The following is a 25584-nucleotide window of genomic DNA, read 5'->3' on the forward strand; positions in this document are numbered from 1 at the left end:
GGGGTGTGGCGAAAATGTTCGCTGGGGCTTACTTGGTGGCGAAAATCTTGTCGAATTCGCCGCCGTCGTCAAAGTGCTTCTTCTGGGCGGCGCGCCAGCCGCCGAACACCGTGTCCACGCTCAGCAGGGTAATTGGCTTGAAGGTGGCGGCGTATTTCTTGGCCACCGCTTCCGAGGTCGGGCGCAGGTAGTGCTTGGCCAGGATTTCCTGGCCGGCGTCCGAGTACAGGAAGTTCAGGTAGGCGGTCGCTTCCTTGCGCAGGCCGCGCTTGTCGACCACCTTGTCCACCACCGCCACCGGCGATTCGGCCAGGATGGAGACGGCCGGATACACCACTTCGAAGTTGTCGCCGAACTCGGTGCGCACCAGCTGCACTTCGTTTTCAAACGTCACCAGCACGTCGCCGATCTGGCGCTGGGTGAAGGTGGTGGTGGCGGCGCGGCCGCCGGTGTCCATCACCGGCACGTTCTTGAAGATCTTGCCTACCAGCTCGCGCGCCTGCGCTTCGGTGCCGCCTTTTTTCAGCACCGAGCCCCACGCGGCCAGGTAGGTGTAGCGGCCGTTGCCGGAGGTCTTGGGATTCGGGATCACCACTTTCACGTCCGGCTTGGCCAGGTCGGTCCAGTCCTTGATCTGCTTGGGATTGCCCTTGCGCACCAGGTAGACCACGGTGGAGTAGAACGGCGCGGCGCCGTGCGGGAATTTGGCTTTCCAGTCGGCGGCCACCAGGCCGCGGTCGGCCAGCAGGTCCACGTCGTTGGCCTGGTTCATGGTCACCACCGACGCTTCCAGGCCGTCGGCCACGGCGCGGGCCTGCTTGGACGAGCCGCCGTGCGACTGGTTCACCGTCACCGTGGCGCCGGTCTTCTGCTTGTAGTCGGCGATGAAGGCCGGGTTGATATCCTTGAACACTTCGCGCATCACGTCGTAGGAGACGTTCAGCAGCACCGGGTCGGCGGCCCAGGCGTTGCCGCCCAGCGGCAGCGTGGCGGCGACGGCGATGGCGGCCAGCAGGCTGCGGCGTTGTAAATTACTTGCGCTAAATACGGAATTTTTCTTAGACATGGTTTGCTTTCGTAAAAAACATATATGCATGGTCTATAATTTCTGCCCGAAAAGATACGAATTGTTTGTAATATGCTTAGACTATAAGCGCTGCCTGGCGGTCTTGCCACCGGCCCGACGGTTTTTCCGGCGCTGGTGTATAGTCGGGCTGTGACGCCGCCGGGCGGGTAATTTTTTTGAACACACATGAGTCTTGAAATTCGTATTGCTGCACCGGAGGACGCTTTTGCAGCGTGCACAGTGCTGCGCCGTTCCATCACCGAGTGCTGCGTGGCCGACCATAAGGACGACCCTGCCATCCTGGGCGCATGGCTGGGCAACAAGACACCGCAGACCGTGGCAAGCTGGTTCGAATCCCCCACCAATTATTCGCTGGTGGCGCTGAAGGACGGCGCCGTGATCGGCGTGTCGCTGCTGACCGGCGCCGGCAAGCTGGCGCTGTGCTACCTGCTGCCGGAGGCGCGCGGCCTGGGCGCCGGCAAGGCCATGTTGGCCAAGGTGGAGGAGACCGCCTGCAACTGGGGCGTGAAGGCGGTGCAGCTGCACAGCACGGCCACCGGCGAGGAATTCTTCGCCAGCCAGGGCTATGTGCGCTCCGGCCACGTCCGTTCGCCGTATGGCGTGGACACCATCTTCTTCTGGAAGCAGCTCGACCGCGGCGCGGCGCCCGACACCAGCCAGCGCAAGCGCTTCTGCAACTGCAATTCGGCCTGAGGCCGCCATCGACCATCCCCATGACCGATATCGCTGTCTCCCGCCAGGACATTTTCCCCACCACGCTGTGGTCTTTCGATTTGAGTTTTTTGCAGCCGCATTTCCCCGTGTGGCTGAACGCGGTGCAGCAATGGCGCGCGGCGCAGCCGCAGCCTGCCGGCGGCAGCATGCGCAGGGGATGGAACAGCAGTGCCAGCCTGTTCGAGCAGGCGGCGTTCGCGCCGCTGCACGAGGCGGCGCAGGCCTGCTTCGGCCAGGCTTTGCAGGAGATGCAGCTGCCGGGCGCGGTGCGCTTCCGCATGGAGGGCTGGCTGGAGGTGCATGAGCAGGGCAGCTTCAATATGCCGCATGTGCATGCCAACCGTTTGCTGAGCGGATGCTTTTATCTGCAGGCGCCGCCGCAGTGCGGCCCGCTGCTGTTCCGCGATCCGCGCCCGGCGGTGGCGCTGGGACAGGTCGCGGGGCGGGGCGTCAACGGCGGCGGCCTTACGGCGGCGCAGCCGAGCGCGGGGCAGTTGCTGGTGTTTCCGAACTGGCTGGAACAGCAGCTGGAACCGCACGCGGGCGGCGCGCCGCGCGTGACCATCGGCATCAACGCTGTCGCCGCCTAGCCGTTCGCTGTCAGCACAGGGCGCAGGGCCGGCCCGCGCCGGCTTCGCTCCGGCTGCCGCGTGCGCTCAGCGCCGCGCCGTCCAGCACTTTTCCATCCACGAACATTTTCAATTCGCCCGGTACGAAGGCCACCCAGCTTTCATTGGACGTGAGCGGCTCGGTGGCGATCACGGCCATGCGGTCGTCCAGGCCGTGGTGGTTGCGGAAGTCTATGCTGCGCTCGCAGTCCACCAGGCTGGTCACCGAAAAGGGGTAGGCGCGCGCCACGTAGTGCAGGCGGGTGGAGCAGTGCGCGAACAGCGTTTCGCCGTTGGACAGCAGGAAGTTGAAGCTGCCGTGCACGGCGATCTCGGCGCTCAGTTCATGCACCGCCACATATAGCGCACGCCGGCTGGGCGCGCTGCGGAAGCGGTCGGCCAGGCCGGACATCAAATGGCAGAAGGCGCGTTCGCTGTCGGTGTCGCCTTCGGGCGTGTAGGCGCCGGCGTCGGGGGAAAAGCTTTTCAGGTCGCCGTTGTGCGCGAAGGACCAGGACTCGGCGTCCCCGTCCGCCCCCACAGCTCGCGTGTGAACGGGTGGCTGTTCTCCAGCGCCACGCGGCCCTGCGTGGCCTTGCGGATGTGGGCCACCACGTTGCTGGCCTTGATGCGGCGGCGCTTGATGCGCTCGGCCAGCGGCGATTCGATGGTGGCGCGTTCCTCGGTGTACAAACGGCAGCCGCGCCGCGTGTGGAAGGCGATGCCCCAGCCGTCCTTGTGCTCGCCGGTGCGGCCGCCCCGTTCGGCAAAGCCGGCAAAGGAGAAGCGCAGGTCGGCGGGTTTGCTGCTGTTCATTCCGAGTAGCTGGCACATGGCGGCGGCGCTGGTGGGCGGTAGTTGCTGATGGGCTTACGATACCGGCGCGCCATAGGGCCGGGAACGAATGTTTCAGCATATGCATATACGCGGCTTGAAATGCCTGTTTCATGCGTATTCCGCATATGGAATGGCGAAACCATTCCTTCTGGCGCGGACGGCGCTCGGCTAACCTGGCGGCATATCAGCAATTGGAGCACCGCATGACTTACCCCGTACTAAAGCAATACCTGGCGCGCCTGTCCGGCCAGGACAGCACTACCACCAGCATCTGGCTGGACGCGGACGGCCGCGCCCAGGGCCGCTTTTTCAATTGCACCATGACCAGCGCCTTCCAGCCTGTGCGCGAACTGGCACGGGGCGGGGTGGTGGCTTACGAGGGGCTGGCGCGCAGCGTGTCGGCGGCGGACGAGGGCTTGTCGCTGTGGCGCTTGCTGGACCATGCGGCCAGCGACGACGAGTCCGTGGAGCTGGACCGCCTGTGCCGCATGCTGCATGCGATTAACTTCTTCCGCCAGGACGACAATGCCGGAGCGGACCTGTATCTGAACGTGCACGACAGGCTGCTGAGCGCGGTCAGCAGCAATCACGGCTACGCCTTCCAGCGCATCCTGGACGCGCTGGACCTGCCGATAGGGCGCATCGTGCTGCTGCTGCCGACGGTGACGGCGCAGCAGGGCTGGCTGCTGAGCTATGTGGCGGACAACTACCGCCGCAACGGTTTCCGCTTCGCGGTCAACGCCGCCAGCGCGCGCGAGGGGCTGCATCTGCTGGAGCGGGTGCGGCCGGACGTGATGCGGCTGGACGCGCGCGGCTTGGCGGACGAAGCGGGCCTGGCGGGCTTGCTGGAGCGCGCCGCGCAGGCTGGGACGCGGGTGGTGTTCAAGCGGATGGAGACACTGGAAGCGCTGCAGGCGCTGCAGCGCATCGGCGCCGCATCGGGGCAGGCGCTGCTGGCCCAGGGCTTCCTGCTGGACGTGCCGCGCACGGCGCTGCTGCATGCAGGGGAGACGCTGGCCGCCGCCGCTTGAATGGCGGGTTAGGCGCAGGGCGCCGTAACCCGCCATGCCACGCCGCCGCTTAAATTTTTCTTAAACCTGCAGCGCATACTTAAAGAGGTTTCTCAACTCCCTCTGCTATACGCTATAGTAATCAATATCGTTACACTGGAATTGCTATGGTTACTCGCAGGGATATCTTACAGACAGGATTTGGGCTGACCGCCGCCAGTTTCATCGGCGTGCCGCTGCTGGGATGCGCGTCAGCGCCGGCCAAGGCGGTGGCGAAAGCCAAGCCCGCCGCCGTCCGTCCTGCGGTGCAGACGGCTTCGGCAGTGGCACCGGCCCCGGCCCAGGTCCAGCCCGCATTGCAAACCGAGCTGGAGCCGCCGCCCGACATCTTCGACGCGCAGCTGCTGGACATGGAATTCTGGCTCAAGCCGCGCACGCTCACCGTGACGCGGCCCGCCAGCGGCGAGAAGGCCCGCCTGCTGTACTGGAAGGACGGCGAGGTGATCGACGCGGCCTACCAGGAGCTGTGCCATCTGCTGCGCGACGTGAACGGCAAGCAGACCGCGCCCATCGATCCCAAGCTGCTGGAAACGCTGTGGGGCACGCAGGCTTTCGTGGCGCGCTACGGCATCGAGAGCCCGGTGGAGATCCTGTCCGGCTACCGCACGCCGGATTCCAACAAGCGCCTGATCGAGCAGGGCGTGCCCGCCGCGCGGCAGTCGCTGCATATCCAGGGCAAGGCGGCCGATATCCGCATCCCCAATCTGAACGCCGAGGTGCTGGGCGGGCTGGTGCGCAGCTTCCGCCAGGGCGGCGTGGGCTATTACTACCGCAACACGCCGCAGGGCGGCTGGATCCACGCGGACACCGGCCTGAAGCGCACCTGGAAAGGCTGACGGGCTTGTATGGCCGCAGCATGACTAATCCCGCGCGCCGGGTTACACTGCCGGATTCGTATAGTTTTACCGACAGGAAATCCATGCAGGACGCAGTAGACGCAGAGAACAACGGCGCGGCCAAACCGCGCTTCCGCCCGGTGCCCTGGAGCGCGCTCGAGAGCCCGGCCGACGTCGAGCTGTGGATAGAAGAGCACAACCTCGCGCTCAAGGAACACATCGCGCCGCATGAAACCGGCTATGGCGTGTGCTTCACGCTGGCCGAGGGCGGCACCATCCATATGCAGACCAGCGCCGACGGCGCCATCATCCTCGACGTGGACGCCGAGGCGGACTGGGTCGCGCCGCTGATCGCGGCCGTGGCGCAGGCCGAGCCGCCGCAGGGCGCCATGTGGGTACTGCCGGACGACAAGCTGGTGCAGCTGATTATGGGCCTGAGCAGCCTGATCGCCACCTCCACCTTGGTGGCGGGACATCATTTCGGACGCGGCCAGCGCCGCCGCTACTAAAAAACTGATAATAAGGATAAGCATGCGCACTTCCCGATTTTCTTTGAAACTCGCCGCCGCCGGCCTGATGCTGGCGGGCGCCATGGCCGGCGCGCACGCGGCCGACCTGCTCGAGACCGTCAAGGCGCGCGGCGCCATCAAGGTGGCGCTGGAAGGCACTTATCCGCCGTTCAACTACAAAGACCAGAAGACCGGCGAGCTGGCCGGCTTCGACGTGGACGTGGCGCGGCTGATCGCCGGCAAGCTGGGCGTGAAGACCGAATTCGTCACCTCCGAGTGGGCCAGCATCCTGGCCGGACTGCAGGCCGGCAAGTACGACGTGATCGTATCCCAGGTGACGGTGAACCCCAAGCGCGAGCAGGCCTTTGATTTCTCCGTGCCCTACGAGTATTCGATGCCGCAGCTGGTGGTGCGCAAGGACGAGAAGGCGCAATACGCCACCTTGGCCGACCTGAAGGGCAAGCGCGTGGGCGTGGGCCAGGGCAGCGTGTATGAGCAGCAGGCCAAGGCGGTGCCGGGCATCGAGGTGCGCAGCTATCCGGCCGCGCCGGAAAACCTGCGCGACCTGGCCGTGGGCCGGGTGGACGCGGCGCTGAACGACAGCCTGATGACGGCCTATCTGCTGAAGGCCTCGGACCTGCCGATCAAGGCCGGCGCCAAAGTGGGCAAGGTCGAGAAAGTGGCGGCCGCCTTCAAGAAGGGCAATCCGCAGTTCAAGGCGGCGGTGGACAAGGCCCTGGCCGACGCCGCCGCCGACGGCAGCCTGAAGGCCATTTCGGTGAAATGGTTCGGCGTGGACGTGAGCAAGGCGCCTTAAGCGATGGGGCTGCCGGAGCTGCAGGACTTATTCAGGGAGGCCGCCCCGGTGATGCTGACCGGCGCCGGCTATACGCTGGTGTATGCGGTGGCGTCCATGCTGGGCGGCGTGCTGCTGGGCTTCCCCACGGCCGTGGCGCGCATCCTGCCGTGGAAGCTGCTGGCCTGGCCGGCCGGGCTGTATGTCAGCGTCATGCGCGGCACGCCGCTGCTGGTGCAGATGTTCGTCATCTATTACGGCTTGCCCAGCGTGGGCATAGAATTCACCCCGGTCACGGCCGGCATCCTGGCGCTGAGCCTGAACGCGGGCGCCTATCTGTCGGAGAGCCTGCGCGGCGCCATCCAGAGCGTGGCGCGCGGCCAGTGGTGGGCCAGCTACAGCCTGGGCCTGGGCTACTGGCAGACCCTGCGCCACGTGGTGCTGCCGCAGGCGCTGCGGGTGGCGGTGCCGTCCATGAGCAACACCCTGATCAGCCTGATCAAGGACACCTCGCTGGTGTCCGTGATCACCATGACCGAGCTGATGCTCACCACCAAGGAGCTGATCGCCACCACCTTCCAGCCGCTGCCGCTGTACCTGGCCGCCGCCGCCATCTACTGGGTGCTGAGCCTGGGGTTCGAAACGCTGCAGCGCCGCGCCGAGCGCCACCTGAACCGCGCGCACGCGCGCTAGGCTTGTGGCGTAGCGCCCTCGATTGCGGGGCCGGCTGGCTCGACATTGCCAAAGCGCCATGTTAGTCTAGGCTACATGGATAAGGACACGCACGCTCCCCCAGCCGAAGCCGCTCCGCCGGTCCTTGGGCCTGTTTTTGGCGGCCTGGCCAGCGTGCGCGTGCACGACGCCGCGCTGTCCGGCGCGGGCACGGATGGCGAGGACCGCCTGGCGTTCAGCCCGGAGCGCCTGCGCTACGAGCAGGAGCAGGGCTACTTCAACGACATCTACCTGCTGGCCCCGGTGGGCTATTTCGTGCTGGCCTTCGACACCACCTTGCTGCAGATGAACCTGGTGGGCGCCGACCTGCTGGGCCTGCAGCGCAGCAATCCCGGCCGCGCCAAATTCCGCGACTACGTGGCCCCGCGCTTCCTGGCCGACTTCGACGCCTTTGTGCAGGGCGCGCTCAACTCGAGCACGCCGCAGCGCTGCGACCTGCAGATGACGCGCGGACGCGCCGGCGAGCAGGGCTATCCGGTGACGCTGCGGGCCAGCGCGGACGGCAGCGGCCAGGCCTTCCGCCTCGTGCTGGAACTGGCCGAGGGCAAGCTGGCCGCGCTGGAACGCAGCGAGGAGCGCTTCCGCCGCATCGTGCACAGCGCGCAGGAAGGCATCTGGGAGATCGATGCGCAGTCCTGCACCTCCTTTGTCAATCCCAAGATGGCCAGCATGCTGGGCTATCCCATCGAGGACATCGTCGAGCAGCCGCTGGTGGCGTTCATGGACGACGAAGGCCGCGCCATCCTGGAGCGCAATATCGCGCAGCGCCAGCAGGGCGCCGCCAGCGAACGGCACGAATTCAAATTCATCCGGCGCGACGGCAGCGCGTTGTGGACCACGCTGGTCACCAACCCCATCTTCGACGCCAGGGGCGTCTACCTGGGCGCGCTGGCGCTGGTGACCGACATCAGCGCCAGCAAGGCCTCGTCCGATCTGATCTGGCACCAGGCCAATTTCGACGCGCTCACGGCCTTGCCCAACCGGCATATGTTCCAGGACAGGCTGGGCCAGGAAATGAAGAAGGCCAAGCGCGAAGGGCTGATACTGGCGCTGCTGTTCATCGACCTGGACCAGTTCAAGCAGGTCAACGACACGCTGGGCCACGAGCAGGGCGACGCGCTGCTGGTGCAGGCGGCGGCCCGCATTTCGGACTGCGTGCGCGCCTCGGACACGCTGGCGCGCCTGGGCGGCGACGAGTTCACGGTGATCCTGGCCGGGCTGGAGCAGGTCGCCAGCGCCGAGCGCGTGGCGCAGAATATCGTGGCGGCGCTGGCGCGGCCGTTCGCGCTGGGCGGCGAGCAGGGCGAGGTGTCGGCCAGCATCGGCATCGCCTGCTATCCGGCCGACGCGGCCACGCCCGAGGAGCTGCTGCGGCACGCCGACCAGGCCATGTACGCGGCCAAGAAGGCCGGCCGCAGCCGCTACCACTATTTCACCCAGGACCTGCAGCTGGCCGCGCAGCACCGCCAGCGCCTGGTGGCCGACCTGCGCAGCGCGCTGGCGGCCGGCGAGTTCGAACTGGCCTACCAGCCCATCGTCAACCTGGCCAGCGGCGTGATCGAGCGCGCCGAGGCGCTGCTGCGCTGGCGCCACCCGCAGCGCGGCGTGCTGCATCCGGGCGAGTTTATCGAACACGCCGAGCACAGCGGCCTGATCGTGGAAATCGGCGACTGGGTGTTCCGGCGCGCGGCCGACCAGGCCAAGCAGTTCCAGAGCGCGCTGGGGCGCCCCTTCCAGATCAGCGTGAACCAGTCGCCGGTGCAGTTCCGGGGCGACCCGGCCTGGTGCCAGGGCTGGCTCGAGTACGTGGCCAGGCTGGACCTGGCGCCGCGCAGCATCGTCATCGACGTGACCGAGGGCATCCTGCTGGACGGCGCGGCCGAAGTGCTGCAGCGCCTGCGCAGCTACCGCGAAATGGGCTTGCAGGTGGCGCTGGACGACTTCGGCACCGGCTACGCTTCGCTGTCCCACCTGAAGACCTTCGACATCGACTTCCTCAAGCTGGACCGGGTCTTCGTGCAGGACATGGCGGGCGATTCGGGCGACCTGGCGCTGTGCGAGGCCATCGTGGTGATGGCGCACAAGCTGGGGCTGACGGTGGTGGCCGAAGGCGTGGAGACGGCGGCGCAGCAGGCGCTGCTGGTGCAGGCCGGCTGCGACTATGCGCAGGGCTACGTGTTTGCGCACGCGCTGGCGCCGGACGAGCTGCTGGCGCTGGCGCGCAGCGGCGTGCCGCTGATAGGGAAGTAAGGAAGGGCGCCTAGCGCAGGCCCAGCAGCGCCATCACGCGTTCGCGGTTGATGCCGGTCAGCGCCGAGGTCAGGCTCAGCAGGGAAGCGTAGCTGGGTTCGTTGGCCGCCACCACGAAGTTCTGCGCCGCCTGGTCCATGCCGGCCGCGCTCACCTGCGGCATGGCCGACACGGCGCGCGCGCTGGCGTCGCTCAGGGCCAGGTTGACCTTGGCCAGCGCCGCTTCCACGTGGTTCAGCGCCTGGATCACCTGGCTCAGGGTCTGGCGGATGGCGTCGGCGTCGCTGGTGCTCCAGGTTTCCGGCGCGATGGCCGGCGCTTCCGGTTCGGTGCGCACGCGGTGCAGCTGGCCGGTGGGGAAGCGGATGCCGCCGCCCTGGATGGCCATGGTGTCGCGCACATTGGCCCAGGCCGATTCCGGCACGGCGAATTCCAGATCGCCGTTGTCGCCCATGCCCACGCTGATATTGACCGGCACCAGCGCCTGGTTGAAGCGCTGCAGGATTTCCTCGTCCGACAGCCCTGGTTCCAGCGCCACCGAGCGCAGGCCGGCCGCGCCGCCGCCGACCGCGATGGCCAGCGTTTCACGCGCGCCACTGCGCAGATTGGCCATATTCATGCCGCGCACCTTGAAGCGCTGCATGGACTGGCTGGAGTTGTAACCGAGCTGGCTGTCCAAGGTCCCCCCCGACGCATCCTGGCGGTTGCGCCAGGTGTCGCTGAACTGGCGCACGCGCGCCTCCACCTGGCCGTCGCGGCCGGCGCGGCTGGCCAGCTTGGCGCTCAGTTCGGCCTTCAGCATGCGCAGCTGCGCCGCGCTCTGCTCCAGGAAGTCCACCGCCTGCTGGGCGCCGGAAATATCGCTCTGCAAAGGCTGGTCCCAGTTGCTCACGCCGCGGCGCGGCGCCGGGGCGGCGGCGCTGGCGCCGGGCGCAGGCGCGCCTACCGGCGCCGCCAGCGTGGTCTCGTCGACCTTGCTGGTGGAACTGGTATTGCCGGCGGCGAGGCCGCTGGAACTGGGGCGCGGAGCGATTTGCATGCGGATTACAGTACGTTAAACAGGGACAGGTTGCTTACCTTGGCATAGGCCTTGTAAGTGGATTGTAATGCAATATTGTAACCGTTTAGCTCGGTCGCGGCGACACCGTAGTCGAGCTTGCCGATATCGGTCAGCGCCATCTGGTTCGACAGGCTGACGTTGCTGTGGTTGTCCTTCAGCGTGGCCAGGATGTTCTGCGAGCCGCCGAAGGCCGCGATCTTGCTCGACACCAGCGTCATGGTGTCGTCCGAGCCGTCCAGCGCGCCTTGCAGCAGGGCGCGCATGGTGGGATCGTTGGGCGACACGCCCGGCACGGTCAGGCCATCGAGCACGGAGTCGATCTGGTTCAGAAAGGTTTCCAGGCCCTGCACATCCACGTTGGCGGTCTGCGCGATGCCGTTGCCGACCACGACTTCCTGCTTGCCGTTGTTGCCGGCGTAGCTGTAGCGCGCGCCCGGCGCCGCGCTGGCGTCGAAGCTGATGGCCGGCGTGGTGGTGAGGGTGCCCGAGAAAATGTATTTGCCTTCCTGGTCCTTGACGTTGGCGCTGTAGAGCATACTTTCGCGCAGCGACTGCAGCGAGGTGACCATGGACTGCAAGTCGTCCGGCGTGGTGCTGCCGCCGTCCAGCGCCCACACCATCAGGTCGCGCACCTGGTTGACGTCGCCGACCACGCTGGTCAGATAGGTCTCGTTCTTTTGCAGGCGGATCTGCACCGCGTCGATATTGGCGGTGTACTGGCCGATGATGGCTTCTTCGCGGTTCAGGCGCGAAATGCGCACATTCGACACCGGATCGTCGGACGGCACCTGGATGCGCGCGCCCGAGGCCATTTGCGCGGTCAGGCGGTTCACCGCGTCCTGGTTGTAGGACAGCGAGCGGTTCATCACGGCTTGGGTCTGGGAAGTGGCGATACGCATGGCGGCCCTCTTAGTTGAACATCGCCAAGGTGGCGTCGAACAGGTTGTTGGCCACTGCCAGCACTTTCATGTTGGCCTGGTACATATTCTGGAACTCCACCAGGTTGATCGCTTCCTCGTCCTGGTTCACGCCGCTGGTCGATTTCCAGTCATCCTCGGACTGCTGGCGGATGGTGGTGGCGGTTTTCAGCAGCGCCTGGTTTTGCTGGCTGTCGATGCCCAGCTTGCCCACCAGCTGGGTGTCGGCGTCGCCCACCAGCACGGAGCCGATGGAGGTCAGCGTGACGGGCTGGTTCTTGATGGTGATGAGCTGCTGCAGGTTGGCGCTGTCGCCCGGCGTGCCGTCGGCCGAGAAGGCCAGGTCGGAGGCCTGGAAGGCCGGGTCGATCTGCAGCATGCCGGTGGTGCTGGCGGCGTTGAAGGAGAACAGGTCCTTGCCCGGGTTGCCGGCCGTGTCGAAGCCGGCGCGCAACTGGGTGTTGACCTTGTCGGCCATCTGCTCGGCCAGGTCCTTGATCGACTGCTGCAGCGGCTGCAGGATGTTTTTGTCGTAGTCGGCCAGGCCGCCCATCTGGCCGCCCACCTTGGTGTCGTCCAGCTGGAACTGCGAATTGCCGAATTTCAGCGTGAGCACCGGGTCGCCGGCGGTGCTGACCAGGGACACGGTGCTGGCCAGGTTGCCCACCACCAGCGGCTGGCCGGTGCGCATGGAGACGCTGCGCGAGCCGTCCGGCTGGTCGATCACTTCGATCGACACCATGGAGGCCAGCTGGTCGATCGCCATGTCGCGCTCGTCGACCAGGGCCGAGGTGTTGGTGCCGCCGGCGGCCGCGCCCGCGATGCCTTCATTCAGGCGAGCGATATTGGCCAGGGTCTGGTTCATCGACGGCAGCAGGGCGTCGCGCTGCTGGCGCACGGACAGGCGCTGGTTGGCCGTCACGTTGTAGATGCTGTTGAAGTGCTGCGACATGGAGTTGGCCGCCGTCACCACCTGCTGGCGCAGCGGGGTCGAGGTCGGGTCCACGCCGGCCGCGTTGAGGGCCTTGAAGAACTCGTCCACGCCGTTGCTCAGGCCGGACTTGTCGTCGCCCATCACGCGTTCGAGCTGCGACAGGTAGGGCTGGGTCTGGCTGTGCGCGCCCAGGTCGGAGGCCGCGCGCCACATCTGCTGGTTCTTGTAGGAGTCGGAGAAACGCAGCAAACCGCCCACTTGCACGCCTTCGCCGGCCTGTTTCGAGCCGAGGCCGGGCGCCATGGCATTGAGGAGCACGCCCTGGCGGGTGTAGCCCTTCGTCTGCAAGTTGGCAATGTTTTGGCTGGTGGTGTTGAGGGCCGTTTGGGCGGCGATCGAACCGGACAGCGCGTTGCTGAGTATGCTCATTGGTGCTGGTCTTTCCTGGTGTAGGCTTGGACCAGTTGCTTTAAAGCATCATCACTGGTCCGTTAACTGATAAAGGCGACCACTTTTCATGTGGGATTAAATATTTTTGCCAGTATTTGCTACAGGCGCCAGCGGCATGGGGACGCCGGGCTGGTGGGCGGGAGCCGGTGCGGCCGGCAGCAGCTGGCGCAGGATGGCGTCGGCCACGCCGAAGGCGCGCTGGCCGGCCATCTGGTCGGCCACCAGGTTGTCGGCCATGTCCAGCATGTCGCGGTTGATGCTGTCCTTGTGTTCCTCGTCCTTGAGCGCCTCGGTGGAGCTGCGCATGCGGTGCAGCATGTCGCCGATAAAGAAGGACTCGAACTTGACGGCCGCCTCGGTGGCCTTGGCGCGGTAGTGGGCGGCGGCCGGATCGGCGTCGGCCTCGGCGGCGGCGGCGTTGGCCACCGGCGCCAGCGCGGGCTGGTCGGACCGGCCTATGCTGAACTGGCGCGGGAGGATGGGGGCGAAGCGGTCCATGGCGTGCTTTCTATTAGATGACGACCAGTTCGCCTTCGATGGCGCCGGCCTGGTCCAGCGCCTGCAGGATGGCCATGATGTCGTCCGGCGAGGCGCCCAGCGAGTTGACGGTGTCGATAATGGTTTGCAGCTTGGCGCCGGCCGGCCACTTGAACATCTGGCCCGAGCCCTGGTCCACGCTGACGTTGGACTGCGGCGTGACCTGGGTGCTGCCCTGGCCGAAGGCGTTCGGCTGGCTGACCTTGGACGATTCCGAGATCACCACCTTCAGCGAGCCGTGGGTGACGGCGGCGGCGCGCACGCGCAGGCCCTCGGCGATCACCACGGTGCCGGTGCGCGAGTTGAACACCACTTTCGGGTTCTCGTCGCCCACTTCGATGGGCAGGGTTTCCAGCTTGGCCATGAAGGCCACGCGCTGGGTCGGATTCTCGGGCGCCACCACGTCCACGCTGGTGGCGTCGGTGGTGCTGGCGATGTCGCCGAATTTCTTGTTGATGGACTCCACGATATTGGTGGCGGTCTGGAAATGCGGGTGGCGCAGCGACAGGCGCACGGTGGGCTTGGTGGCGAAGTCGCTGGCGATTTCGCGCTCGATGGTGGCGCCGTTCGGAATCCGGCCCGAGGTGGGCGTGTTCACCGTCACCGACGAGCCGCTCTTGCCGGCGGCGGACAGGCCGCCCACCACCACATTGCCCTGGGCCAGCGCGTAGACCTCGTTGTCGGCCGCGCGCAGCGGGGTCAGCAGCAGGGCGCCGCCGCGCAGGCTCTTGGCGTCGCCCAGCGAGGACACGGTGATGTCGATGGCCTGGCCGCGCCGGTAGCCCGGCGGAAACACGGCGCTGACCATGACGGTGGCCACGTTCTTGCTTTTCGCGTCGGTGCCGTCCGGCACTTTCACGCCGAACTGCTTGAGCATATTGATCACGGACTGGCTGGAGAACTTGACCTGGGTCGAGTCGCCGCTGCCGTTCAGGCCCACCACCAGGCCGTAGCCCACCAGCGGGTTGTCGCGCACGCCCTCGATGCTGACCAGGTTGCGCAGCGTCTGCGCGGCCTGGGCCGGCTGGGCGGACAGCACGCCCAGCAGCGCGGTGCAGGCGAGGGCGGCGGAGAAGAGCGAGGTGCGGAAGGAGGTGCGGCGCATGGTGCTACCTTAGAACGGCATGTAGGGACTGCTGAAGAAACGCGTCAGCCAGCCCGGGGAGTTGGCGTCGGCCAGGGTGCCCTGGCCGGAATAGGCGATGCGCGCGTTGGCGATGCGCAGCGAGGACACGCGGTTGTCGGCGTCGATGTCGGCCGCGCGCACATAGCCGCGCAGGCGCACGAATTCTTCGCCCTGGTTCAAGGTCAGCATTTTTTCGCCGGCCAGGCGCAGCAGGCCGTTCGGCATGACTTCCTGCACGATCACGGTGATGGCGCCGGACAGCGCATTCTGCTGGGTGCTGGTGGCGTCGCCCTGGAAGGTGCGGCCGGCGTTCAGGTCGATGCCGGCCTTGGGGCGCACCTTGCCCAGCAGGCTGGGCGCGGCCACGCTGACGCCGGAGTCCTTCTTGAAGGAGGTGCCGGCGCTCTTCGAGGCCTGGGTGGTCTCTTCCAGCAGCACGGTGACCACGTCGCCGACGCGGAAGGCGCGGCTGTCCGAGGTCAGCGAGACGCCGGAGTCGGCGGCGTACACGCCGCCGGAGGTGCCGCGCGGGGCGGCCGAGCGCGCCATGGTGGGCGCCTCGTCGAACGGCCCCGGCCGAACGGCCGGCGGCTGGATGGCGGCGCAGCCGCCCAGCAGCAGCGCGGCCAGGACGGGCAGGGCGGTTTTCATCAGCGTGCCGCCTGCGACAGGTACTGCAGCATATTGTCGGCGGCGGTCAGCACCTTGGTGTTCATCTCGTAGGTGCGCTGGGCGGCGATCATGTCCACCATTTCTTCCACCACCTGCACGTTGGAGCCTTCCAGCGCGCCCTGCTTCAGCTTGCCGAACTGGTCGGTGCCTGGATTGCCTTCGGTCGGCGCGCCGGAGGCGGCGGTTTCGGCAAACAGGTTCTCGCCCAGGGCCTGCAGGCCGGTCGGGTTGATAAACGAGGTCAGGGTCAGCTGGCCCAGCACGGTGGGGGCGGCGGTGCCGGCCACGGTGGCCGAGACCACGCCGTTTTCCGCGATGGTGATGGCGGTGGCGTTGGCCGGAATGGTGATCTGCGGCACCAGCGGCAGGCCGGCGCTGTTGACCAGGATGCCGTTCTGGTCGGGCTGCAGCTGGCCGGCGCGGGTGTAGGCCGGTTCGCCGTCCGGGCGGCGCACCTGGAAGAAGCCGTTGCCGTTGATGGCCACGTCGAGCGCGTTGGTGGTGTTCTGGATATTGCCGTTGGTGAAGATCTTCTGCGTGCCCACCAGCTGCACGCCGTTGCCCAGCTGCACGCCGGACGGCGCCAGCGTGTTGTTGCCGGCGCGCTGGGCGCCCGGCTGCTGCTCGATCGAGTAGAACAGGTCCTGGAAGGCGACGCGGTCGCGCTTGAAGCCGACGGTGTTGGCGTTGGCCAGGTTGTTGGCGATGGTTTGCAGCTTGGCGTCCTGCGCCTGCACACCGGTCTTGCTGATCCACATTGCTGGATTCATGATAACTCCTTGATAGTCCTGTCGTTGGGTGGGCTCAGCCGCCGATCAGGCGGTTGCCGGCTTCAGCCATGCTGTCGCTGGCTTTGAACAGCTTCATCTGCATTTCAAACGTACGGTTCAAGCTCATGGTGGCGACCATTTCCTCGACCGCCGACACATTGCTGCCTTCCAGGTGGCCGGAGCTGACCTTGACGGTCTCGTCGGCGGCCAGCGGCTGGCCGTCGCGCGCCACCAGCAGGCCCGCTTCGTTCTTGGTCAGTTCGGACGCTTCGGCTTTCACCAGCTTGAGCTTGTCGACCACCTGCAGCTGGGCCGTGCCCGGCGTCAGGATGGACACCGTGCCGTCCTGGCCGATCTGCACCTTGGTATGGATGGGCAGCGTGATCGGGCCGCCTTCGCCCAGGATGGGCATGCCGCCCACCGTCATGGCGCCGTCGGCGTCCAGCGTAATGGCGCCGGCGCGGGTGTAGCCCTCGCCGGTGGGGCCTTGCACGGTGAAGAAGCCGTCGCCGGCGATGGCCACGTCCAGCTCGCGGCCGGTCGACTTCATCGTGCCGCTGCGGGTGGTGACGGCGTTGGCCTGCATGTCGGCCATGTGGCGGTCGTCGTAGCCGTAGCCGCTCAGCGGGCGCGAGGTCGACAGCTCCAGGTTGGCGCGGAAGCCGGTGGTGTCCATATTCGCCAGGTTGTTGGCGTGGACCTGTTGCCCGCGCAGCGCCCGTTCGGCGCCGCTCATGGCGGTGTAGATCAGTGCGTCCATGTGTCAGTCCCGGCCGGCGCTTACAGTGCTTGCATCAGCGACTGCAGCATGGCGCTCTCGGTCTGGATGACCTTGGAGTTGGCCTGGTAGTTGCGCTGCGAGGTCATCAGGCCGACCAGTTCGGTGGTCACGTCCACGTTGGACTGCTCCAGCGAAGCCACGCTCAGCGCGCCGGCCATGCCGTTGCCCGGGGTGCCGAACAGCGGCGTGCCGGAGTCGTTCGAGGCCAGCCAGCTGGTGTCGCTGACCGGGGTCAGCGAGCCCTCGTCGGGGAAGGTGGCCACGGTCAGCTTGCCGACGGACTGGCGCTGGTCGTTGCTGTACTTGGCCACCAGCGAGCCGTCCTTGGCCAGCTCGACGCCGATAAAGGTACCCGAGGCGTAGCCGTCGGCCTTGTTGGTCGAGGTGGTCGCTTCGCCGGCGAACTGGGTGGTGCCGGTGTAGTCGATGGTCAGGTTGATGACCGCCGCGCCATTGGCCGGATCGTAGGTCAGCGCGTGCTTGGGGTCGGGCAGCGCCGCAGCGTCGATCGCGCCCTTGGCGTCGAACGGCAGGTCGATGTCCAGCGCCGGGTCCATGCCGTTGCCGTCCATGGCGTAGGTCACATGCACGTTGTTGGTGGCGGTCTTGATGAAGTACTGCGTCATCGTGTGCTGGTTGCCCTGCGAGTCGTACACCACGGACACGCGCGACATATTGTAGGACTCCGGCGCCGGCGAGGTCACGGTCGGGGTGGTCGTCGGCGGCGCGAAGGGGTTCACCGCCGGGTCGATGGTTTTCCAGTCGGCCGACAGGTTGCTGACGTATTTCAGGTTCTCGCTGGCCACGGCCGGAATCTGGCCGGTCGGCACCTGCAGGTCGCCCATGGGGCCGAGGGTGGTCGACGGCGGGGTGATGGAGAAGCCCTGCACGCGGCGGTCGGACGCATCAACCAGGTAGCCCTCGGTGCTGGCGTGGAAAATGCCGACGCGGGTGTAGTTGTTCTGGCCCTGGATGTCCTTGGTGACGAAGAAGCCGCGGCCGTTGATGGCGGCGTCCAGGCCGATGCCGGTGTTGACCACGCCGCCGTTCTTGCCGATCGACTGGGTCACCGAGCCGATTTGCACGCCGGTCGCCTGGTCGCCCGCGTACTGCGAGGCGAAGTTGGCGCGGCTGGCCTTGAAACCATAGGTACCCGCATTGGCGATGTTGTTGGAGATGGTGCCCAGTTGCTGGTTAATTGCCTGGATGCCGGACAGTGCGATATCGAAACTCATGGCGGATACCTTTCGTGGTGTACTGAGTTGTACTTGCTTGCTAGATGAACAAATGTTTTAAAGCGGTGGTTCAGTTGCTGGCGACGGTGCTGCCGGCCTTGCCGTTGAAGGCGGTGATGTAAGCCGGCGAGGTCTCGCCGACGTTGGCCACGTTGAGCACCACCGCGCCGCCGGAACCAAGGCGCACGCTGTTCAGGCGGCCGATCAGGTCGATCGACGCGTCTTCCTTGCTGCTCGTTTCCACGCGCATCTTGTAGTTGCCTGCCGGCAGGCCCAGGGCTTGCGGGTCGAGCGCGAAGGGCACCGCGCCGCTGGACTGCGCGCCCAGTTCGATCTTGTGTTCCTTGCCATCCAGGCCGGTCAGCACCAGGGTGGTCTTGTTGCTGCTGGCCGCCAGCGTGATCTCGCCCTTGACCTTGGTGCTGTCCAGCTCCACCGAGGTGGACGCCACCTGCACGTCCGAGCCCACTTGCGCGCCCAGCGCGAGCACCTGCATGCTTTGCAGGATGCTGGCGTTGGCGCTGGTGAGGTTGCCCACGTTCTGCAGCGCTTCGGTCTGCGACAGCTGGGTCAGCTGGCTGATAAACTGGCTGGGATCGCTGGGCGACAGCGGGTCCTGGTTCTGGATCTGGGCCACCAGCAGTTTGGTGAACATGGTGGACGTTTCGCTGCCGTTGGCCAGCGGATTGGAACCGGCGGTCTGGGTGGCCGGGGTATTGGAGAAGAAATTAGTTTGCATGGCTTAACCTTCACCGAGTTTGAGCAGCGACTGCTGCATGGAGCGGATGCGACCCAGCACTTCCACGTTGGTTTCAAAGGCGCGCGAGGCCGACATCATGTCGGTCATCTCGGCCACCTGGTTGACGTTGGGGTAGTACACCATGCCCTCGGCATTGGCCAGCGGATTGCCCGGCTCGTAGACCTTGCGCAGCGGCTCGCTGCTCTCGACCACGTCCAGCACCTGCACGCGGCCGCCGTTGTCGGCGTTGGCGCCTTCGTTCATCACGGCCGCGAACACCGGCTTGCGCGCGCGGTAGGTCTGGTTTTCATTGCCGGACACCGAGTCCGCGTTGGCCAGGTTGCTGGCCACGGTATTGAGGCGCACCGTCTGCGCCGCCATCGCCGAACCGGCGATCTGGGAAATGTCTTTGAAGCTCATGGGGATGCCCTGTTGGCCGGGTGGTTGACCGGTTTATTGACCATTGATCGCTTTGGCCAGCCCCTTGAGCTTCATATTAATGAAGGTCAAGCTGGTCTGGAAGTCGCTCGCGTTCTGCGAGAAGGCCGCCTGTTCGACGCCGATCTCGACGGTGTTCCCGTCGCGGGTGGGGTGGTAGGGCACGCGGTAGAGCGCGTTGCCGTCCGCATCGAGTTCCGGCTCGCCGGTTTGCAGGGCCTGGGTCTGGGCCAGCGTGGCGGCGAAATCCATGTCCTGGGCCTGGTAGCCCGGCGTGTTCTCATTGGCAATATTCGATGCCAGGATGCGCGTGCGTTCGGCACGCAAATGGAGCGCATCGCCATGCAGGCCAAGTGCGTCTTTGAAATTAATGCCCATTATTCCCTCCTGTCATAGATACGTTGCCCATGTAAAATGGCGACCGGACGCAAGCGCGCGCCGCAGCCCACATAGTAAAGGTATTGCCCATGTTCAACAATCCCATTTTACATCCGTTTATTGCCGCGTTGGCGATTGCCGTGCCAATTTCTGGCGAAGCGGCCGTCACGCCCGAGCAGACTGTGGCGCTGGTGGAACAAACGGCGCGCGAGGCCCTGCTGCGCCAGGCCGACGCCAGCGGCCTGGCCGAAGCGGAGTTCGAGGTGGCGGCGGTGCGCACCAGCCGGCCGCTGCCGGCCTGTCCCAGCCCGGTGGCGGTGGGGGTGCTGGACGCGCGCCAGGCCACGCGGCTGCGCCTCGTGGCCAGTTGCCCGGGCGAGGGGGGATGGAAATACGAGTTCGTGGTGCGCGCCAAGATCACGGCGCGGGTGGCGGTGATGGCGGCCGAGGTGCCCAGCGGCCGGGCCGTGGAGGCGGCGGACGTGGCGCTGGAGCGGCGCGACATCAGCCTGGTGCCGGACGCCGTGTCCGACCTGGCGCTGCTGGAAGGCATGTCGGCGCGCCGGTCGCTGCGCAGCGGCGAGCTGCTGCGCCAGAACATGCTGACGGCGCAGCTGCTGGTCAAGCGCGGCGAGGCGGTGCGCATCGTGGCGCGCAACGAGCAGATCGAGGTCAGCATGGCGGGCGAGGCGCTGGACCCTGGCGCGCGCGGCGCGCTGATACGGGTGCGCAACAACAACGGCAATGTGATCAAGGCGCGGGTGACGGGCGCTGGAATGGTGGAACCCGCCGATTTGCCCGTGTCCATTCAGTCACCCAAATGATTTTTCATCTGCTGGACTTTGCCGGCTAGCTTGCTGAGCTTGTCGGCATAGCCGGGATCGGTGGCGTAGCCGCCGCGCGCCAGGGCGCTGGCGAAGGCGCGCGCGTCGCTGCCGGTGTTGAGCGCCTGCTGGTAGCGCGGGTTGGCCAGCAGCGTGCTGGCGTAGTCGTCGAAGGCGGCGGCCTGGTCGGGATAGCTGCGGAAGCGCTCGACCTTCTTCAGGGCCACGCCCTGTTCGTACTCGGTGGTGGTGGCGGAAGCGACTGCGCCCTGCCATTGTCCGCCGGCCTTGATGCCGAACAGATTGTTGCTGTTGCCCACGGGATGCTGGCCCCAGCCCGATTCCAGCGCCGCGTGCGCGGCCACCAGTTCCGGCGCCACGCCCAGGCGCTTGGCGGCGTCGGCCGCCCACGGCTGTATGCTGGCGAGAAACTCCTGCTGGTCCGCCGTGGTGTTGCCGTGGTTCGCGCCGCTGTCCAGGGTGTCGATGGCGCCGGCCGCGCGGGCGCGCAGCGCGGCGGCGGCCGTGCTCAGCGCCTGCGAGGGCAGGGCGCCGTCCTGGCTGCCGGCGGAAGCGCTCCAGCCGCCCTGGATGGTGGCGGCCACGTCGCCCTGCACCTGGCGGAAGGCGGCGCTGAAACCGCCCGCGCTCAAGCCGCCGGCACTGAAACCGCCCGGGGTGGACAGGCTGGCCGTGGGGCGCATATTGCTGGCGGTGGCCGCCGTGGCGGCGGTGGCCTGCGTGGGGCGCAGCATGTCAGGCCGGCTCATAGAGCTGGTCCTCGCCATGCAGCACGCGCTGCATGATGGTGTATTGATTCACAAGCAATTCGCTGTTGCGCTTGCCCAGGCGCTTGCATTCGAGCACGCGCAGTTCCAGCTGCTGCCATTGCTGCTCCAGGCGGGCGCGCGGTTCGGGCTTGAGCAGGGCGAACACCCGCTCCATCGACGGCTCGGAGCCGAGCAGCTGCACCGCGCACTGCACGCGCTGGGCGCGGCGCGCGTCCATGGCGTCGACCAGGGCCGACACCGTGGCGGCGATTTCCTCCAGGCGGGCGCGCTGGTGGCGCACGGCCGCGTCGAATTGCTGTTCCAGCCAGCCGTGCAGCTCCGCGTAGGCCGCCATGTCCTGGGCGACGCCGTCGAGCAGCAGCTGCATGGCTTGCTGGCGCGTCGAGGGGGCTGCCGCATTCACGGCGGCACTCGGGGCCATACTCACTTGTCGCTCCCGTGGAAGCGCTGGATCAGGCCGGCCAGCTTGTCCGGGTCGAAGGGCAGCTCGCCCCTGGCCAGCGCGTCGCGCAGCTCGGCCACGCGTTCGTGGTCCACCTCGGGCATGGCTTTCAGCGCGGCCAGCGCCGGCTGCAGCACGGCCGATTGCAATTCGGGCGCGGCGGGCGCCCGGGCGGGAGCGTGCGCGCCGTCGGCCGGCGCGCTCTCGGCCACCCGCTGCACGGCCACGCCGTCCACGCCGCCAGTCGAAATTCTCATACGTTGACCCCTGGTCTTGGAAGTTTGCATAGTAACCCGCCTTACGCCGCGACGCGAAGTAAATGTTCAGTTCCCATTTCGCCCGGTCCCGTATTTGCCTTCCGGCCCCAGCTTGTTGCGCAGCTTCTGCAGCGACTCGGCATCCGGCAGCGCGGTGTCGACTTCGCCTTCCATCATGTTCTTGCTGCCGGGCATGCCAAACATCGACGACACCGCCTTGGCCTGGGCCGAGGTCAAAATCAGCAGTTCGATGCGGCGGTTCACGCCGGCGTCGGCCTTCTGGGTGTCGATGGGCGCGCGGTCGGCCATGCCCACCACCTGCAGCACGCTGTCCTTGCGCATGCCGCCCGAGAGCAGCATGGAGCGCGCCGCCATGGCGCGGTTGGACGACAGCGTCCAGTTCGAATAGGCGAAATAGCCGGTGTCGCTGTACTGGACGGAATCGGTGTGGCCCACCACCAGCATCTGGTTCTCCATGCGTTCGAACAGCGGGCCCATGCTTTTCAGCAGATTGGCGAAGCGGTCGGTCGGCACGGCCGAGCCGCGCACGAACATGCCCTGCTTGTCGGTGTCGTGCAGCATCACGCGCAGGCCGTAGGGGGTGATCACCGATTCCAGGTTGGCCGCCAGGCCGGTTTCCGCGCTCAGCTTGGCCAGCGCCTTGGCCAGCTTGTGCAGCTCGCCCGGGGTTTCATAGCTGACCTTGTCCGGCACCTCGGAGGCGTTCTCGCCGCTGGCCAGGGCCTGGCCGGGCGAGTCGTTCTTGCCGCTGCGCGGCATGGGGAAGCGCTCGATCAGGCTGCCGCGCGGGCCGCCCACCTGCTCGGGCATCACGCCCTTGCCCTGGTCGGTCTTGTTGCCGTCGGCCTCGGTCAGGATGTGCTGCAGGCTCTCGGTGTTGCGCGCCGCCATCAGCCACAGCACCAGGAACAAGCACATCAGCGCCAGGCAGAAGTCGGCGAAAGCGACCTTCCAGGCGCCGCCGTGGTCGTCATGCGCATGCTTGCCGCCGCCGCGCTTGACGATGGTGGCTTCATGTTTCTCATGCGGCTTTTGCACGGCCACCTCCACGGCGCGATCCGGACTCAGGCTCGCTGTCGCGGCCTTCCAGCTCGTTGATCCAGCGCTCGAGCTGGGCGAAACTCGGCTTGACGTTCAGCGCCACCAGGCGGCGCCCGGCGTCGATCGCCAGCAGCGCCGGCTTGCCGGCCACGTGGGTGACCAGCACCACTTTCACGCATTCCTTGTTGGAGCCTTCCTGGTTGACCAGCTGCTTCATCACGTTGGCGATGGGGTCGAGCAGGCCGTAGCACAGGAAAATACCGATAAAGGTGCCGACCATGGCCGCGCCCACGTGTTCCGCGATCTCGCCCGAGGTCGCGCCTTCGGACACGGTGCTCATGGTGATCACGATGCCCAGCACGGCGGCCAGAATGCCGAAGCCCGGCATGGCTTCGCCGATCTTGCCGATGGACTTGGCCGGCTGGTTCAGCTCTTCGTGGATGGCTTCCAGTTCCTGCTCCAGCACGCCTTCCAGCTCGTGCGCGTTGATCTTGCCCATCGCCATCAGGCGGAAGTTGTCGACAATGAAAGCCAGCAGTTTCGGCTCTTCCAGCACCAGCGGGTAGCGCTGGAACAGCGGGCTGTCCTTGGGCGCCTCGACGTGGGCGTCCAGTGCCTTCAGGCCGCCGGCGGCCAGCTGCAGCAGTTCGTACATGAGCAGCAGCAACTGGCGCTGGAACTCGGAGTCGTACTTCTTGCGGGTGATGATCTTCTTCAGCTGGGTGCCCATTTCCTTCAGCACGTGGGTCGGATTGCCGATCACGAGCGCGCCCAGGCCGGCGCCGGCGATCACGATGAGCTCGATTGGCTGCCAGATCTGGTGGAAGCTGCCGCCCATCATGAAGAAGCCCCCGAACACACTGCCGAGGACGATCAAAATACCGATTATTTGCTGCATGATGTCACGCCTTTCCGCGTCATGGTCTATCAGGCGCTTTGCAGCACCGCTTTCATTTTATTCAGGGCCGCCTTGTTGAGCTGGCAGACGCGGGCGTCGGTCAGGTCCAGCACGGCGGCAATTTCTTTGTAGCTCAGTTCGAATTCGTAATACATCTGCACCACGCGCTGTTCGCGCTCGTCCAGGCCGCCCAGCGCCTGGGCCAACGAGCGCCGCATCACCAGCTGGTCTTCCGGGCTGGGCGCGCTGTCGCCGCCGGGGCTGACGGTGTCCTGCAGCACTTCGTCGAAGCTGGCCATCATCTCGGCGCTTTCGTCGAGCTGGTAGGCCTGGTAGTCCTCGGCGCTGATGCCCAGGCCGTCGATGATTTCGCGCTCGTCCGGCTCGCGGCCCAGCTTGCGTGTCAGCTCGCGCACCGCGTCGCGCAGCTTGTGGCTGTGCTGGCGCACCGCGCGCGGGCGCCAGTCCTGGCGGCGCAGCTCGTCGAGGATGGCGCCGCGGATGCGCAGGCTGGCGTAGCTGCCGAAGGCGCCGTCCGGCACGCCGTAGCGGCGCAGCGCCTCAAGCAGCCCCATCAGCCCAATCTGCTCCATGTCGTCGCGGTCGATGGCGCCGGCGATCTGCGAATTGAGCTGGCGCACGATGCGCTTGACCAGCGGCGCATACGACAGCAGGTATTTCTGCTCGTCGGCCACGCTGTGCGCGGCGGGCGTGCTGCCCGCCGCGCCATAGCTCTCGGCGTAGCTGTCTGCGTATTGCTCTATATATGCCATGCCCGCCCCACTTGTTACGGCCAACCGATGCCAGCCACGCCTACTCGAGGATCAGTTTCCCGATCATCACTTCCGAGAACGGGCGCTCGCGCTTGTCCTTGGCGTAGGTCTCGTCGAATGCCTTGTTCAACTCGTCGGCGAACTGGTCGATCGACATGGTCGCCGCTTTCGACATCGGCAGCCCGGACAGCGCCTTGACGGCCACGCTGCGCAACAGCGGCAGATGTTCCTTGCATTCCTTCTCCTGCTTGGCCGTGGTGGCCACCACCAGGTCGGCCGACAGATAGTGCGTTACCACTTCGCCTTCGCTGCGTTTCAGCATGACGATCACCTTTTCCACGGTGATATATTTCGGTGGTTCGGTCTCGGCCTTCGGCTCCTCGTGCTTGACGGCCTTGCCTTCGCCGCCGGTGGCGGCCTGCTTGCCCATGTACCACACTGCGCCGCCGGCCACGCCGCCGCCCAGCAGCAGCACGCCCACCATCGCTATCACCAGTTTTTTATTCATCTATTCCTTACTCCCGTTCGGTCGTCATGGCAAAGGTGGGGGCGGCAGCCTCGTCGTCGCCCAGGGCGCGGCCGGGGCCGCGCTGTTCCTGGTTCTGCCCCTGCTGGCGGCCGGAGCCGCCGTCGGCCAGCGACTGGCTGCCCCCGCGCGGCGAGGCCGACACGGTGACGGCCACATCGCCGAGGCTGCGCTGCGACAAGTCCTGGCGCACGCTGTCGCCTATGGTGTTGAGCTGGCGCAGCACTTCGCTGTTGTTGGCGGACAAGTTCACCTGCAGCGCGCCGGCGCTGTGGCGGATCGAGATCTCGACGGTGCCCATGTTCGGCGGCTCCAGGCGGATCACCGCGTGGTCGTTATTGCGTTGCAGCGTCAGCTGCAGGCGGTCGCCCAGGGCGTCGCGCAGCGGCTGTTGCCACTGGTCCGGGTTGCCGGCCAGGCGCACGGCGTCGCCGCCGGCGGGCTGGGCCGCTGCCGCCGCCGCGTTGAGCTGGTGGATGGCGCCGAAACCGCCGCCGGCGCTGCTGCCCGGATTGCCGCCTGCGCTGCCGCCGCC

General features: G+C 66.6%; 32 protein-coding genes. 9 read left to right on the top strand and 23 right to left on the bottom strand.

Translation table 11 applies throughout. The features are described 5' to 3' along the window. Positions 1–28: 28 nt before the first annotated feature. Positions 29–1066 carry a sulfate ABC transporter substrate-binding protein gene (locus GTP77_RS03410; RefSeq protein ID WP_161070749.1) on the bottom strand — a complete coding sequence of 346 codons (1038 nt, stop codon included), beginning with the start codon at positions 1064–1066 and terminating at the stop codon, positions 29–31. Between the two features lie 243 nt (positions 1067–1309). Here GTP77_RS03410 and GTP77_RS03415 point away from each other — a divergent pair, with 243 nt between their 5' ends. Then, complete coding sequence (locus tag GTP77_RS03415; RefSeq protein WP_229202073.1) at positions 1310–1780, top strand: GNAT family N-acetyltransferase; 471 nt, start codon at positions 1310–1312, stop codon at positions 1778–1780. Between the two features lie 20 nt (positions 1781–1800). Continuing rightward, positions 1801–2391 carry a putative 2OG-Fe(II) oxygenase gene (locus tag GTP77_RS03420; protein WP_161070751.1) on the top strand — a complete coding sequence of 197 codons (591 nt, stop codon included), beginning with the start codon at positions 1801–1803 and terminating at the stop codon, positions 2389–2391. Positions 2392–2401: 10 nt separating this feature from the next. On the opposite strand, the gene GTP77_RS31005 is transcribed toward GTP77_RS03420, so the two are convergent. Next, entirely contained in the window at positions 2402–2950 is a 549-nt protein-coding gene (locus GTP77_RS31005) for a class II glutamine amidotransferase (RefSeq protein ID WP_371869315.1), read from the bottom strand. After that, positions 2896–3225: a class II glutamine amidotransferase gene (locus GTP77_RS31010; protein WP_308807686.1), complete on the bottom strand. Its 330-nt coding sequence runs from the start codon at positions 3223–3225 to the stop codon at positions 2896–2898. The genes GTP77_RS31005 and GTP77_RS31010 overlap by 55 nt, the downstream gene beginning before the upstream one ends. 224 nt (positions 3226–3449) lie before the next feature. Between GTP77_RS31010 and GTP77_RS03430 the strand changes: the two genes are divergently transcribed. The 6 genes from GTP77_RS03430 (at position 3450) to GTP77_RS03455 (ending at position 9439) form a co-directional block, all read left to right on the top strand. Beyond that, positions 3450–4277, top strand: coding sequence for an EAL domain-containing protein (locus GTP77_RS03430; protein WP_161070752.1), 828 nt, complete (start codon positions 3450–3452; stop codon positions 4275–4277). Between the two features lie 146 nt (positions 4278–4423). Beyond that, the gene (locus GTP77_RS03435; RefSeq protein ID WP_187358592.1) at positions 4424–5152 is read left to right on the top strand and encodes a YcbK family protein; all 729 of its coding nucleotides are present in this window, start codon (positions 4424–4426) and stop codon (positions 5150–5152) included. Between the two features lie 83 nt (positions 5153–5235). Then, entirely contained in the window at positions 5236–5661 is a 426-nt protein-coding gene (locus GTP77_RS03440) for a hypothetical protein (protein WP_161070753.1), read from the top strand. 22 nt (positions 5662–5683) lie between these two features. Then, positions 5684–6478, top strand: a complete 795-nt coding sequence (locus tag GTP77_RS03445; RefSeq protein WP_161070754.1) for a transporter substrate-binding domain-containing protein — start codon at positions 5684–5686, stop codon at positions 6476–6478. A 3-nt stretch (positions 6479–6481) separates the two neighbouring features. Then, the gene (locus GTP77_RS03450) at positions 6482–7150 is read left to right on the top strand and encodes an amino acid ABC transporter permease (RefSeq protein ID WP_161070755.1); all 669 of its coding nucleotides are present in this window, start codon (positions 6482–6484) and stop codon (positions 7148–7150) included. A gap of 75 nt (positions 7151–7225) precedes the next feature. Next, complete coding sequence (locus GTP77_RS03455) at positions 7226–9439, top strand: putative bifunctional diguanylate cyclase/phosphodiesterase (protein WP_161070756.1); 2214 nt, start codon at positions 7226–7228, stop codon at positions 9437–9439. Between the two features lie 10 nt (positions 9440–9449). On the opposite strand, the gene GTP77_RS03460 is transcribed toward GTP77_RS03455, so the two are convergent. The 12 genes from GTP77_RS03460 to flgB all read right to left on the bottom strand — a co-directional run bounded on the left by GTP77_RS03460 (position 9450) and on the right by flgB (position 19476). Beyond that, positions 9450–10478 (bottom strand): hypothetical protein, encoded by a 1029-nt coding sequence (locus GTP77_RS03460; RefSeq protein WP_161070757.1) that lies wholly within the window; start codon positions 10476–10478, stop codon positions 9450–9452. Between the two features lie 5 nt (positions 10479–10483). Next, positions 10484–11398, bottom strand: a complete 915-nt coding sequence (flgL, locus tag GTP77_RS03465; RefSeq protein WP_161070758.1) for a flagellar hook-associated protein FlgL — start codon at positions 11396–11398, stop codon at positions 10484–10486. 10 nt (positions 11399–11408) lie between these two features. Next, positions 11409–12779 (bottom strand): flagellar hook-associated protein FlgK, encoded by a 1371-nt coding sequence (gene flgK, locus GTP77_RS03470; protein ID WP_161070759.1) that lies wholly within the window; start codon positions 12777–12779, stop codon positions 11409–11411. Positions 12780–12875: 96 nt separating this feature from the next. Next, positions 12876–13298 (bottom strand): rod-binding protein, encoded by a 423-nt coding sequence (locus tag GTP77_RS03475; RefSeq protein ID WP_161070760.1) that lies wholly within the window; start codon positions 13296–13298, stop codon positions 12876–12878. A gap of 13 nt (positions 13299–13311) precedes the next feature. Continuing rightward, the gene (locus GTP77_RS03480) at positions 13312–14442 is read right to left on the bottom strand and encodes a flagellar basal body P-ring protein FlgI (protein WP_161070761.1); all 1131 of its coding nucleotides are present in this window, start codon (positions 14440–14442) and stop codon (positions 13312–13314) included. Between the two features lie 9 nt (positions 14443–14451). Beyond that, positions 14452–15114: a flagellar basal body L-ring protein FlgH gene (gene flgH / locus GTP77_RS03485; RefSeq protein ID WP_161070762.1), complete on the bottom strand. Its 663-nt coding sequence runs from the start codon at positions 15112–15114 to the stop codon at positions 14452–14454. Beyond that, positions 15114–15905: a flagellar basal-body rod protein FlgG gene (gene flgG, locus GTP77_RS03490; RefSeq protein ID WP_187358593.1), complete on the bottom strand. Its 792-nt coding sequence runs from the start codon at positions 15903–15905 to the stop codon at positions 15114–15116. Before flgG ends, flgH begins: the two co-directional genes overlap by 1 nt. A 34-nt stretch (positions 15906–15939) precedes the next feature. Then, a complete protein-coding gene (flgF, locus tag GTP77_RS03495; RefSeq protein ID WP_161070763.1) occupies positions 15940–16665 on the bottom strand; it encodes a flagellar basal-body rod protein FlgF in 726 nt (241 codons plus the stop codon). A gap of 20 nt (positions 16666–16685) precedes the next feature. Beyond that, complete coding sequence (locus GTP77_RS03500; protein ID WP_161070764.1) at positions 16686–17921, bottom strand: flagellar hook-basal body complex protein; 1236 nt, start codon at positions 17919–17921, stop codon at positions 16686–16688. Positions 17922–17991: 70 nt separating this feature from the next. Further along, complete coding sequence (locus tag GTP77_RS03505) at positions 17992–18660, bottom strand: flagellar hook capping FlgD N-terminal domain-containing protein (protein WP_161070765.1); 669 nt, start codon at positions 18658–18660, stop codon at positions 17992–17994. Between the two features lie 3 nt (positions 18661–18663). Beyond that, on the bottom strand, positions 18664–19080 hold the full coding sequence (gene flgC / locus GTP77_RS03510) for a flagellar basal body rod protein FlgC (RefSeq protein ID WP_161070766.1): 417 nt from the start codon (positions 19078–19080) through the stop codon (positions 18664–18666). A gap of 33 nt (positions 19081–19113) precedes the next feature. Beyond that, positions 19114–19476, bottom strand: a complete 363-nt coding sequence (flgB, locus tag GTP77_RS03515) for a flagellar basal body rod protein FlgB (RefSeq protein WP_161070767.1) — start codon at positions 19474–19476, stop codon at positions 19114–19116. Positions 19477–19616: 140 nt separating this feature from the next. Here flgB and flgA point away from each other — a divergent pair, with 140 nt between their 5' ends. Next, a complete protein-coding gene (flgA, locus tag GTP77_RS03520) occupies positions 19617–20300 on the top strand; it encodes a flagellar basal body P-ring formation chaperone FlgA (RefSeq protein WP_228893133.1) in 684 nt (227 codons plus the stop codon). Here flgA and GTP77_RS03525 read toward each other — a convergent pair. The 8 genes from GTP77_RS03525 to GTP77_RS03560 form a co-directional block, all read right to left on the bottom strand. Further along, complete coding sequence (locus tag GTP77_RS03525; RefSeq protein ID WP_161070769.1) at positions 20285–21070, bottom strand: glycoside hydrolase family 73 protein; 786 nt, start codon at positions 21068–21070, stop codon at positions 20285–20287. The two genes, flgA and GTP77_RS03525, sit on opposite strands and share 16 nt — an antisense overlap. Continuing rightward, positions 21057–21512 (bottom strand): flagellar export chaperone FlgN, encoded by a 456-nt coding sequence (gene flgN / locus GTP77_RS03530; protein WP_161070803.1) that lies wholly within the window; start codon positions 21510–21512, stop codon positions 21057–21059. The genes GTP77_RS03525 and flgN overlap by 14 nt, the downstream gene beginning before the upstream one ends. A gap of 2 nt (positions 21513–21514) precedes the next feature. Further along, complete coding sequence (gene flgM, locus GTP77_RS03535) at positions 21515–21790, bottom strand: flagellar biosynthesis anti-sigma factor FlgM (protein WP_161070770.1); 276 nt, start codon at positions 21788–21790, stop codon at positions 21515–21517. A gap of 66 nt (positions 21791–21856) precedes the next feature. Continuing rightward, positions 21857–22849 (bottom strand): flagellar motor protein MotB, encoded by a 993-nt coding sequence (locus tag GTP77_RS03540; protein ID WP_161070771.1) that lies wholly within the window; start codon positions 22847–22849, stop codon positions 21857–21859. Beyond that, positions 22833–23750 carry a flagellar motor stator protein MotA gene (gene motA / locus GTP77_RS03545; RefSeq protein ID WP_161070772.1) on the bottom strand — a complete coding sequence of 306 codons (918 nt, stop codon included), beginning with the start codon at positions 23748–23750 and terminating at the stop codon, positions 22833–22835. The genes GTP77_RS03540 and motA overlap by 17 nt, the downstream gene beginning before the upstream one ends. A 29-nt stretch (positions 23751–23779) precedes the next feature. Continuing rightward, the gene (locus GTP77_RS03550; protein WP_161070773.1) at positions 23780–24523 is read right to left on the bottom strand and encodes a FliA/WhiG family RNA polymerase sigma factor; all 744 of its coding nucleotides are present in this window, start codon (positions 24521–24523) and stop codon (positions 23780–23782) included. A gap of 40 nt (positions 24524–24563) precedes the next feature. Then, positions 24564–25031 (bottom strand): flagellar basal body-associated FliL family protein, encoded by a 468-nt coding sequence (locus GTP77_RS03555; protein ID WP_161070774.1) that lies wholly within the window; start codon positions 25029–25031, stop codon positions 24564–24566. Between the two features lie 7 nt (positions 25032–25038). Continuing rightward, positions 25039–25584, bottom strand: a 546-nt coding sequence (locus GTP77_RS03560; protein ID WP_161070775.1) for a flagellar hook-length control protein FliK, incomplete at its 5' end; no start/stop codon positions are given.

Origin of the sequence: Pseudoduganella aquatica (assembly GCF_009857595.1) — a bacterium.
Classification (GTDB): Bacteria; Pseudomonadota; Gammaproteobacteria; order Burkholderiales; family Burkholderiaceae_D; genus Rugamonas; species Rugamonas aquatica_A.

Bases quoted from the DNA above. Each gene is read 5' to 3' on its own strand.
- flgM (WP_161070770.1), bottom strand. From the start codon at position 21,790: ATGAGAATTTCGACTGGCGGCGTGGACGGCGTGGCCGTGCAGCGGGTG.
- flgH (WP_161070762.1), bottom strand. From the start codon at position 15,114: ATGAAAACCGCCCTGCCCGTCCTGGCCGCGCTGCTGCTGGGCGGCTGC.
- GTP77_RS03550 (WP_161070773.1), bottom strand. From the start codon at position 24,523: ATGGCATATATAGAGCAATACGCAGACAGCTACGCCGAGAGCTATGGC.
- flgL (WP_161070758.1), bottom strand. From the start codon at position 11,398: ATGCGTATCGCCACTTCCCAGACCCAAGCCGTGATGAACCGCTCGCTG.
- GTP77_RS03460 (WP_161070757.1), bottom strand. From the start codon at position 10,478: ATGCAAATCGCTCCGCGCCCCAGTTCCAGCGGCCTCGCCGCCGGCAAT.
- GTP77_RS03445 (WP_161070754.1), top strand. From the start codon at position 5,684: ATGCGCACTTCCCGATTTTCTTTGAAACTCGCCGCCGCCGGCCTGATG.
- flgN (WP_161070803.1), bottom strand. From the start codon at position 21,512: ATGGCCCCGAGTGCCGCCGTGAATGCGGCAGCCCCCTCGACGCGCCAG.
- motA (WP_161070772.1), bottom strand. From the start codon at position 23,750: ATGCAGCAAATAATCGGTATTTTGATCGTCCTCGGCAGTGTGTTCGGG.
- GTP77_RS03420 (WP_161070751.1), top strand. From the start codon at position 1,801: ATGACCGATATCGCTGTCTCCCGCCAGGACATTTTCCCCACCACGCTG.
- GTP77_RS03455 (WP_161070756.1), top strand. From the start codon at position 7,226: ATGGATAAGGACACGCACGCTCCCCCAGCCGAAGCCGCTCCGCCGGTC.
- flgB (WP_161070767.1), bottom strand. From the start codon at position 19,476: ATGGGCATTAATTTCAAAGACGCACTTGGCCTGCATGGCGATGCGCTC.
- GTP77_RS03475 (WP_161070760.1), bottom strand. From the start codon at position 13,298: ATGGACCGCTTCGCCCCCATCCTCCCGCGCCAGTTCAGCATAGGCCGG.
- flgG (WP_187358593.1), bottom strand. From the start codon at position 15,905: ATGAATCCAGCAATGTGGATCAGCAAGACCGGTGTGCAGGCGCAGGAC.
- GTP77_RS03430 (WP_161070752.1), top strand. From the start codon at position 3,450: ATGACTTACCCCGTACTAAAGCAATACCTGGCGCGCCTGTCCGGCCAG.
- GTP77_RS03435 (WP_187358592.1), top strand. From the start codon at position 4,424: ATGGTTACTCGCAGGGATATCTTACAGACAGGATTTGGGCTGACCGCC.
- GTP77_RS03500 (WP_161070764.1), bottom strand. From the start codon at position 17,921: ATGAGTTTCGATATCGCACTGTCCGGCATCCAGGCAATTAACCAGCAA.
- GTP77_RS03450 (WP_161070755.1), top strand. From the start codon at position 6,482: ATGGGGCTGCCGGAGCTGCAGGACTTATTCAGGGAGGCCGCCCCGGTG.
- flgC (WP_161070766.1), bottom strand. From the start codon at position 19,080: ATGAGCTTCAAAGACATTTCCCAGATCGCCGGTTCGGCGATGGCGGCG.
- GTP77_RS31010 (WP_308807686.1), bottom strand. From the start codon at position 3,225: ATGAACAGCAGCAAACCCGCCGACCTGCGCTTCTCCTTTGCCGGCTTT.
- GTP77_RS03410 (WP_161070749.1), bottom strand. From the start codon at position 1,066: ATGTCTAAGAAAAATTCCGTATTTAGCGCAAGTAATTTACAACGCCGC.
- GTP77_RS03525 (WP_161070769.1), bottom strand. From the start codon at position 21,070: ATGAGCCGGCCTGACATGCTGCGCCCCACGCAGGCCACCGCCGCCACG.
- flgF (WP_161070763.1), bottom strand. From the start codon at position 16,665: ATGGACGCACTGATCTACACCGCCATGAGCGGCGCCGAACGGGCGCTG.
- GTP77_RS03555 (WP_161070774.1), bottom strand. From the start codon at position 25,031: ATGAATAAAAAACTGGTGATAGCGATGGTGGGCGTGCTGCTGCTGGGC.
- flgK (WP_161070759.1), bottom strand. From the start codon at position 12,779: ATGAGCATACTCAGCAACGCGCTGTCCGGTTCGATCGCCGCCCAAACG.
- GTP77_RS03480 (WP_161070761.1), bottom strand. From the start codon at position 14,442: ATGCGCCGCACCTCCTTCCGCACCTCGCTCTTCTCCGCCGCCCTCGCC.
- GTP77_RS03440 (WP_161070753.1), top strand. From the start codon at position 5,236: ATGCAGGACGCAGTAGACGCAGAGAACAACGGCGCGGCCAAACCGCGC.
- GTP77_RS03505 (WP_161070765.1), bottom strand. From the start codon at position 18,660: ATGCAAACTAATTTCTTCTCCAATACCCCGGCCACCCAGACCGCCGGT.